The sequence below is a fragment of the Mangrovihabitans endophyticus genome (genome assembly GCF_014646155.1).
In the GTDB taxonomy this organism is placed as follows: Bacteria; Actinomycetota; Actinomycetes; order Mycobacteriales; family Micromonosporaceae; genus Actinoplanes; species Actinoplanes endophyticus.
The window spans coordinates 1-4,437 of the sequence record NZ_BMMX01000094.1; the positions used below are offsets into that span (position 1 = coordinate 1).

Below are 4,437 nucleotides of genomic sequence, written 5' to 3' on the forward strand. Positions count from 1 at the left end.
GCCGCCCTCGCCGCCCCCGCGCCGCCCTCGCCGCCCCCTCGCCGCCCCTCGCCGCCCCTCGCCGCCCCTCGCCGCCCCTCGCCGATCATGGAGTTTTCGGTGCCGAATGGTAGCGATAGATGCGACATGTCCGACCACTAACTCCATGATCGACGGGGTCGGCGCCCCCTCCCATATCGATCATGGACTTTGGGTGCCTCGTTCGCCTCACTAAGTCCGACATGTCTGACCGCAAAGTCCATGATCGACGAGCAGGCCGGGGGCGCCGACCGCGAGGTCCACGATCGACGAGGTTGGGGCGCTGGGGTTACGAGCGAGGCTCGCGCGATAGGGCGACGGCTGGTCGTGGTTCCGGAACTTGGATCGCTTGCCCTACCCATAGACGTCGATGAGACTCGATGCGAGAGCGCTCTCAGCCGCCGTTCCCCGCGTCGGCACCATCGGCGGGCGGATTGAGGCGCACCATCGCCGCTCATGGGAGAGACATGCGATACGCCATCCCCAGGCGTCGCCCCTTGCTGCTCAGCGCAGCGCTCGGCGCCGTACTCGTCCTGCTCACCGCCGCCTACACGGCCGTGACCACCGGTGCGGCACACGCCGCCGACACCCTGATCTCGCAAGGCAAACCGGCCACCGCGTCGAGCACCGAGAACACCAGTTTTCCGGCCGGCGCAGCGGTCGACGGCAACACCGGCACTCGCTGGTCCAGCGCGTTCAGCGACCCGCAATGGCTCCGCGTCGACCTGGGCGCCACGGCCACCATCGGTTCGGTCAAGCTGAACTGGGAGGCCGCGTACGCGCGTTCCTTCCAAATTCAGACCTCGACCGACGGCAACACCTGGACCACGGTCTACAGCACCACCAGCGGCACCGGCGGGAACCAGACGGTCACCCTCTCCGGCACCGGACGGTACGTGCGGATGTACGGCACCGTGCGCGCCACCCCGTACGGCTACTCGTTGTGGGAATTCCAGGTGTTCGGTTCGCTGAGCGGTGGGGGCGGCGGACCGACCACCCCGCCCGGCGGCTCCAGCATGCCGGACTCGTTCTGGGGTGACACCAGTGGCATCCCCGCCGCGCAGAACGTGGTCGAGGTGAAGGTTCTCAACCGCACCAACGGCCAGTACCCGGACAGCCAGGTCTACTGGAAGTTCAACAACCAGGTGCACTCCATCGCGGAGCAGCCGTACCTGGACATGCCGGCGAACTCCGCCGGCCGGATGTACTTCTATCTCGGTTCACCGACCAGTCAGTATTACGACTTCATCGAGTTCACCGTGGGCAGCGGCGTCTTCAACGGCAACACCACGCGGGTCGACGCGTTCGGGCTGAAGATTGCCATGCGCCTGCACTCCCACGACGGCTCGGATCAGCAGGTCGGTGAGGACTACCAGACGTTCACCGAGAGCCGCACGGCCACCTTCAACAAGTTCGCCAGCGAGGTTCCGGCGGAGTTCAAGCACCTGGCCACGGCGACCGCGCCGTACCGGATCATGGCGCCCGGCAGCGACGCGGCGTTCCGCGCCGGCGGGCAGTACCAGAACTACATGTCCAGCTATGCCGCCGCCAACGGCATCAACGCCAGCACGCAGGAGGTCTTCGGCTGTGCCGGGGTGCTGGCCGGGCAGCCGCAGCAGTGCGCCGCGTTGAACCGGCACACCATCGACCTGCCGCAGTCGCAATGGGAGACGGTGTCGAACTTCTACCGCGCCGCCCCGGCGAACTACTACGCGAAGTTCTGGCACGATCACGCGCTCAGCAATCTCGCGTACGGCTTCCCGTACGACGATGTGGCCGGCCGGAGCTCGTTCATCTCGCACGCGAACCCGCAGTATCTGCTGGTCGCGGTGGGCTGGTGAGCGCCGGAGCCCGGCCGGTACGCACCGGCCGGGCTCCCGGGATGTGACGACCAGCGCTCAGGCAGTCCGGCGCCGCCGCAGGAAGGGATCGCTCAGCGCGGGAGGCTGGTAGCCACGGTCCGCGTCGGCCAGGGTGACTCCGGGCGGAACGATCTCGTCGATCCGATCCAGGATGTCCGGTGTGAGGCGGACCTTGGCGGCGCCGATCTGGGACTCCAGGTGGTCCATCGTGCGCGATCTCGGCGCCCTTGCGGTACTTGCCGCTCAGCCATCCGCCCGCGAGCGGACTCCATGGGATCACACCCATCCCGTACCGTTCCGCGGTGGGCAGCACGTCCGCTTCGATCCCACGCACCAGCGGGGAGTACGGCGGCTGCTCGGTGACGAACCTGTGCAGCCCTCGCTGCTGCGCGGTCCACTGCGCCTCGACCGTCTCGTGCGCCGGAAAGGTGGACGAGCCGAACGCCCGGATCTTGCCTTGCCGCTGCAGGTCGGTGAGCGCGGACAGGGTCTCCTCCACATCGGTGTCCGCGCTGGGCCGGTGCACCTGGTAGAGGTCGATCCAGTCGGTGCCGAGCCGGCGCAGGCTCTGCTCCACCTCGTGGATGATCCAGCGTCGCGAGTTGCCCTGCTGGTTGGGGTCGCCCTTGGTGCCCATCGGCGCTGTCGATCCGCTCGGCGAACCAGGCATCGTCATGTTTCGAGTTTCGGAACTGAGATTGCTTGCTTGTTAATAAATACATCGATAGAACAGAGGTACAGCGTGAGCGCGCCTCGCCGCCCATCCCCAACGACGGGCACCGACGGCCATTCCCCGGGCTGGTCACCGTCGCGGTGGCAGAGGCGCGCTCCCCCGTCCCCCGTGAGTTCGTCCGGCCGGGTCCCGCAGCGGCCCGGCCGGACGGCGCGCCACCCGGTCACCCTCCGCACGACGGGCCGTCATGCGTCGATTCACGGCCGCGCGGGAACAGGAGTCGGCATGTATGTGATTCGGCAGAAGTTCTTCAGCATCGGCGACGACTTCGACGTGCTGGACGAGAACGGGACGAAGGTCCTGCACGTGGACGGGAAGGTCCTCAGCATCCGCAACAAGGTGGTGATCGAGGACCCGTCCGGCGCCGAGGTGGCGGCCGTGCACCGGCACCTGATCTCGCTGCGTCCGACGTACGAGATCACCATCGGCGGCGAGAAGGCGGCCGAGGTACGCAAGAAGCTGTTCACGCCGTTCCGCGAGAAGTTCACCATCGACGTGCCCGGACCGGACGACTTGCAGATGCAGGGCGACCTGCTCGACCACGAGTACACCATCGAGCGCGGCGGCGTGGAGGTGGGCGCGGTCTCCAAGCGTTGGCTCACCCTGCGCGACACGTACGCGGTACAGGTCGCCGAGGGCGTCGAGCCGTTGCTGATCATCGGCAGTGTGCTGGCGCTGGACCTGGCGATGGCCCGGGAGGAGAAGAAGGCCGAGGACGACTGAGCCGGGGGTCGGCGGGAACCCGGCCGGACCGGGCAGCGACCATTCTGGTGTGACCGGGTTCGCCGATCGACCGGTCGTGACCAGAGCCCCGGAAAAGGATCAACATGCGAATCGCCCGCATCGTCGCGGCGGCGGTGGCCGCCTCGGTCGCCGCCGCCGCGGTGGGAGCCACGCCCGCCTGGGCGCACAACTCTCTGACCTCGGCGAGCCCGAAGCCGGACGCGACGGTGACCTCGGTGCCGAGCACGGTGAAGCTGACGTTCCTGCAGTCACTGAACCCCGAGTTCACCACCATCGTGGTGAGCGACGCGGCGAAGCACCCGGTCACCTCGGAGAAGCCGGCCGTGGACTCGAATGTGGGCACCCTGGCCTTGCCCCCGGACATGGCGGACGGCGTCTACACCGTGGCGTACCGAGTGGTCTCCAAGGACGGGCATCCGGTGCAGGGCTCGTACTCCTTCACCCTGAGGAACGCCACCACGCCGACGTCCGCTCCCGCCGCGCCCTCCTCCGGTGCCACACCCTCGCCCAGCGCCTCGGCGTCCGCCGCCACGTTTGTCGCACCGGTCGCCGCGGCCGACTCCGGGTCCGGCACCGCCGGCTGGTGGGTCGCGCTCGTGGCCGTTCTCGTACTCCTTGTGGGGGGTATGGCGGTATGGGTCGTACGGCGAAAGCGGGCCCGCTGACCAGGGAATCTTCCACTGTGAATCATCAACTACAGAAAGTGACTCATACTTTCGGCTAGTCATGTTTAGGCCACTCGGATAAGGTCGTCATAACCGAACGGACGGCAACCGTGGGGACGAACAGCTAGTCACCACGAAGTCACATAGCGACATCTGCCCGCCGGGTTCGCAGCGCGGACCGGCTCTCCGGACAGGTGCCAGGGAAGGACCACCGCATGACCGTCACGACGACGCAAGCAGCCACCACGGCCAACCTCGAAACCCCGACGGAGAGCGCTGCGGAACTGCTCGACGCCATGGCTGCCATGCCAGTCGGATACCCCGCACGGGCGGCCATGCGGGACCGGGCCATTGAGGCGTGGTTGCCGTTGGCGCGGCATCTGGCGCATCGGTATTCGGGGCGTGGTGAGCCGAC

Annotated in this window: 3 protein-coding genes and 2 pseudogenes; 4 read left to right on the plus strand and 1 reads right to left on the minus strand. The window is 67.7% G+C overall.

All coding sequences use genetic code 11. From position 1 onward, the window contains the following. Positions 1–485: 485 nt before the first annotated feature. Complete coding sequence (locus IEY73_RS32410) at positions 486–1,859, plus strand: beta-1,3-glucanase family protein (protein ID WP_189083170.1); 1,374 nt, start codon at positions 486–488, stop codon at positions 1,857–1,859. A 57-nt stretch (positions 1,860–1,916) separates the two neighbouring features. Here IEY73_RS32410 and IEY73_RS32415 read toward each other — a convergent pair. After that, positions 1,917–2,520, minus strand: a pseudogene (locus tag IEY73_RS32415) (aldo/keto reductase); the annotation flags it as partial. A gap of 318 nt (positions 2,521–2,838) precedes the next feature. Between IEY73_RS32415 and IEY73_RS32420 the strand changes: the two are divergent. From IEY73_RS32420 to IEY73_RS33990, 3 genes and pseudogenes are all read left to right on the plus strand, one after another. Continuing rightward, the gene (locus IEY73_RS32420) at positions 2,839–3,336 is read left to right on the plus strand and encodes an LURP-one-related/scramblase family protein (protein WP_189083171.1); all 498 of its coding nucleotides are present in this window, start codon (positions 2,839–2,841) and stop codon (positions 3,334–3,336) included. 104 nt (positions 3,337–3,440) lie between these two features. After that, the gene (locus IEY73_RS32425) at positions 3,441–4,022 is read left to right on the plus strand and encodes a copper resistance CopC family protein (protein WP_189083172.1); all 582 of its coding nucleotides are present in this window, start codon (positions 3,441–3,443) and stop codon (positions 4,020–4,022) included. A 215-nt stretch (positions 4,023–4,237) separates the two neighbouring features. Next, positions 4,238–4,437, plus strand: a pseudogene (locus tag IEY73_RS33990) (RNA polymerase sigma factor SigF); the annotation flags it as partial.